At 44.6% G+C, this 3675-nt stretch carries 4 protein-coding genes and 1 pseudogene; all 5 read right to left on the bottom strand.

All coding sequences use genetic code 11. The features are described 5' to 3' along the window. Window positions 1-764: lytic polysaccharide monooxygenase auxiliary activity family 9 protein (locus AB4496_RS12190; protein WP_372131048.1), on the bottom strand; the 764-nt coding region annotated here is incomplete at its 3' end. A gap of 481 nt (window positions 765-1245) precedes the next feature. Beyond that, window positions 1246-1605: a DUF6559 family protein gene (locus AB4496_RS12185; RefSeq protein WP_009846928.1), complete on the bottom strand. Its 360-nt coding sequence runs from the start codon at window positions 1603-1605 to the stop codon at window positions 1246-1248. Window positions 1606-1634: 29 nt separating this feature from the next. Then, complete coding sequence (gene btuD / locus AB4496_RS12180; protein ID WP_017096954.1) at window positions 1635-2393, bottom strand: vitamin B12 ABC transporter ATP-binding protein BtuD; 759 nt, start codon at window positions 2391-2393, stop codon at window positions 1635-1637. Next, window positions 2380-3375, bottom strand: a complete 996-nt coding sequence (gene btuC / locus AB4496_RS12175; RefSeq protein WP_009846930.1) for a vitamin B12 ABC transporter permease BtuC — start codon at window positions 3373-3375, stop codon at window positions 2380-2382. The genes btuD and btuC overlap by 14 nt, the downstream gene beginning before the upstream one ends. A 133-nt stretch (window positions 3376-3508) precedes the next feature. Then, window positions 3509-3675: pseudogene (locus AB4496_RS12170) on the bottom strand (succinylglutamate desuccinylase); the annotation flags it as partial.

Genomic DNA, 3675 nt, shown 5'->3' with positions numbered 1-3675 from the left:
ATAATGATGTCGAAGCTACGCGCTACTTCACCGTACTTGTTGATGATGTCATATTTAACCGTATCACCAATTCCTGGCGTACCAAACTGGTCAGAAACAAACAGGTCGCCACGGACTAGATCAGGTTGAGGACCCGGCTCTGGTGGAGGAGTTGTTCCCCCCGCGATAGTGATGTCTGAACAGTTGTAGAAACCTTCACCGGCGGCATCGTCACGTTGCCAACGAACGTATAAGATTGCGTCGCCAGATCGGTCTGAAGGAATCGTTACGTTGATACGGTATTTGCCACCACTTACAGGAACATTCCCAACTTCTTGGAGAAGGTCTAAATCTCCCCACGCTAGGCCTTTGCTCAGGTCGGCGTTTGGTTTGGTTAGGTAGAACTCCCAGAATGACGGGTTGTGTGGTGCAGTCGCATTGAATACATATTCAAATGTACCAGTGCTTAACTCGGTGCGAGTCCAACCTGTATGAGGTGCACCCATGCCACGTTTTTGCGAATCATTGGCGTAACATAACGTGCCGTCTGGAATCGCCGCTTTCACTGCATTGATGTTGTTGAAGTCTTGAATGTTTTTCGCATACTCGTTGCGTTGAACGAAAGGATATGACCCTGAAATCTCTTTTGCTTGAGCACATGCTGCATTTGGTGGCGTACCCGACCAAACCCCGCCTTGTTCATAGCACGTATTCTGACGTGCACTTGGAAATTCAGACCAGCCATGAGCGTTTGCTACTGATGGTACGCTGGATAGCATAGCCATCCCCACTGCTATTTTTAGAATATTATTATTTGCTGTTTTCACTTTCCCACTCTCTATTATTTTACCCCCGTATGAAATATTGATTGGACATTTACTAATCAATATTGCAGTTCGAGGGTTTATAGTTTCTGACTTAAAGAACACGGAAAATATATACGTCATAACTATCAATAAAAGTGGGATTTATTTTGAAAGGAATCAGAATCACACAACTCAAAGAAATGCGTTAGAGATAGATGATATTGGTTCGAATTATCAATTTTTACCGACAAAAATTACGCATTCCCTAAGAAAATAGATCGCTAGGAAGGTATTTTTTCATTGAATTAATTGGAGTGAAACGCTCGCATAAATAATGATATTGAGTGCTTTTTATCTTCATTATTATTACGTTGTTGAGACTGCTGTAAAGTCGCTAAGCTATTGAGCGTATACGTTTATAAATGGATAAATCATTAAACGTTAATTTGAACGAGCTAAACTAATAGCGGCTATTCATGCCAAATCGATTCGACATATCATCGTCCATACGACCGCCCTTCCAACCGCCACCGCCCAACAAATTAAGTACATCACGCGCGTTATATTCCTCACCACCGAAGAAGTCATTAGACACATCATTACGCAGCAGTTGAATGGCTGGAGCAATTTCAGCAGCAAGGTCTTGTGGATCAGCAAACAATGCTAAGGCAACCAGTTGTTGGCGCTTACTCAATTCACATGAACTCGTTTCTACTTGCCCAATAGAGAAAAAATCACTGCTTCCGTACGCTTTCACCAACTTTGCAGAAAGTGATTTGATTACTTTCTTGATTCGTCGTCGTTGAATATATCTAAACATATAGATTGCCTTGTATTGATGAGCCTAAATTAACCAAACAATAGGTAAGTTTGATTGTCGACCGAGATGCTTTTTACTTGCGTGTTAAATACGGATTCTAGCTGTTCAGGCACAAGCACTTGCTCTGCACTGCCTGATGCTTGTAGTACGCCCTTTTCGAGCAGCAGTACTTGGTCGGCATGCCTCAAGGTTCGGTTCAGGTCGTGGTTAGCCATAATAACCGCAATGCCCTTCTCAGCCACTCGTTCGATAAGCTTATACAGCAACGCTTCTTGAGCAATATCTAACGGCGCTGCAGGTTCGTCTAGGATCAGGAGCTTTGCATAAGGGTTAAGCGTCGGCCAAATTTGCAGGCACATTCCCGCTAAACGAACGCGTTGCCATTCACCACCAGACAGTGTCTGAATTGAACGATGAAGTTTATCTGTGATGTCCAACATCTGGCTTATCTCTTCCAAAGCCGTGTTGATTTCAGTATCAAGGCCATGTGATGAACTTGGCAGTGATAACGCAAGGTATTGGAAGACTTCCAAGTTGAAGGCGGGTCTTGCACTTTGACAAAGATAAGCGCGATGCAATGATAAATCTTGTAGTGATAATACTGACAAGTCTTGTCCGTCGAGCTTTATATCACCTTTGTAGCCATCACCAACGCCAGATATCGCTTCTAATAAGGTACTTTTCCCACTGCCATTAGGACCGATGACATGAGTCACCTGCCCTTGCTTGAGCTCAAATGATAGTGGTAATAAACGAGCGCCGACGCTCAGGCTCTTAATTTGAATCATGATTTTTAATTAACATCCAAATGAAGATTGGTGCACCGATACTGGTTGTCATCACACCCAAGGGTAATTCTGCAGAATCGAGTAATGTACGTGCGCAAATATCAGCAAACACCAGTAACGCGGCACCGGCAACGGCAGACAAAGGAAGAAGGTATCGGTTGTCGGTACCAATCGCTAAACGCAGTAAGTGTGGCACCACCAAACCCACAAAGCTGATCACGCCACCTAACGCTACTGCGCAGCCGACTAAAATAGACACAGCGAAGATTAAACGCCAACGTAATCTCGGAACGTTCACGCCTAACTGCGCAGCATGGGTCTCGCCAATCATGAGTTTGTCTAGCTTGCTACCTTGCAGGCACAGCCAGATAATAACGGGGATCATTACTAACGTGAGCGAGTGCTGGTACCAAGTTACACCACCCAAACTACCCATCAGCCAATACATCAATAAGCGTAAGCTAAGATCATCACTAAAATAGAATGCCCACGTCACCATCGCGCCAGAAAGAATGCCTAACGCAACACCCACCAGCAATAACTTGGCCGTAGTCAGTCGCATCGTTTTAACCATGCTCACTAGAATCACGGTAAAACAGAGTGACCCTAAAACGGCGGCAATCATGAACAGTTCTGGTGTAGGAGCAAACGGTAAGAAGAACAGCACGATCACCATCGCTAAGCTTGCACCACCAGAAATGCCGAGCACACCGGGCTCTGCTAATACGTTACCCAATAAGACTTGTAAGCTTGCGCCAGATACGGCTAACCCTGCCCCGATAGCAATAGCCGCCAATAGTCGAGGTAAGCGTAAATCAATCAGTAGTTTTTGTTCTAACGTGGACAATGTGCCCAGAGGGGAAATGAAGAGATCGCCAACCATTAGATAAATCGCACTCAGCGTGACAAGCAGTGCAGCCATCAGATAAATGGCTCGGGTCCATTTTCGCTGTTTTTGGTGAAGAAGTTGTTGGAAATCCATATCAAGCTACTTTGAAATTGTTCGCGTAACCTTACCTGTATCCCCAAATAAACTCAAGGCTCACACCGTAATGTGAACCTTGATATTTCAAGCAGTTGGGCGGTTGTTTTGGTCGATTAAACCTAACTGGATATTAATCGTACACAAGCTGACCATGGTCGAATCGCGTTTCAACTTCGCACACCATTAAGGCAGCTCGTTGACCGATAGCAACGTTACGATTTGGAAATACCACCGCTTCGTTTTCATTCTTCGCCATCAATGGCTTATCACCATCATGACCAAACACTTCACCGTGCT

The organism is Vibrio sp. 10N.222.46.A1, from assembly GCF_041473595.1.
In the GTDB taxonomy this organism is placed as follows: domain Bacteria; phylum Pseudomonadota; class Gammaproteobacteria; order Enterobacterales; family Vibrionaceae; genus Vibrio; species Vibrio tasmaniensis_A.
The sequence above is the reverse complement of the archived record's forward strand: the minus strand, read 5'-3'. Positions and strand labels throughout refer to the sequence as shown.

Coding starts and splice junctions, on each gene's coding strand:
- AB4496_RS12185 (WP_009846928.1), bottom strand. CDS start 1,605: ATGTTTAGATATATTCAACGACGACGAATCAAGAAAGTAATCAAATCA.
- btuD (WP_017096954.1), bottom strand. CDS start 2,393: ATGATTCAAATTAAGAGCCTGAGCGTCGGCGCTCGTTTATTACCACTA.
- btuC (WP_009846930.1), bottom strand. CDS start 3,375: ATGGATTTCCAACAACTTCTTCACCAAAAACAGCGAAAATGGACCCGA.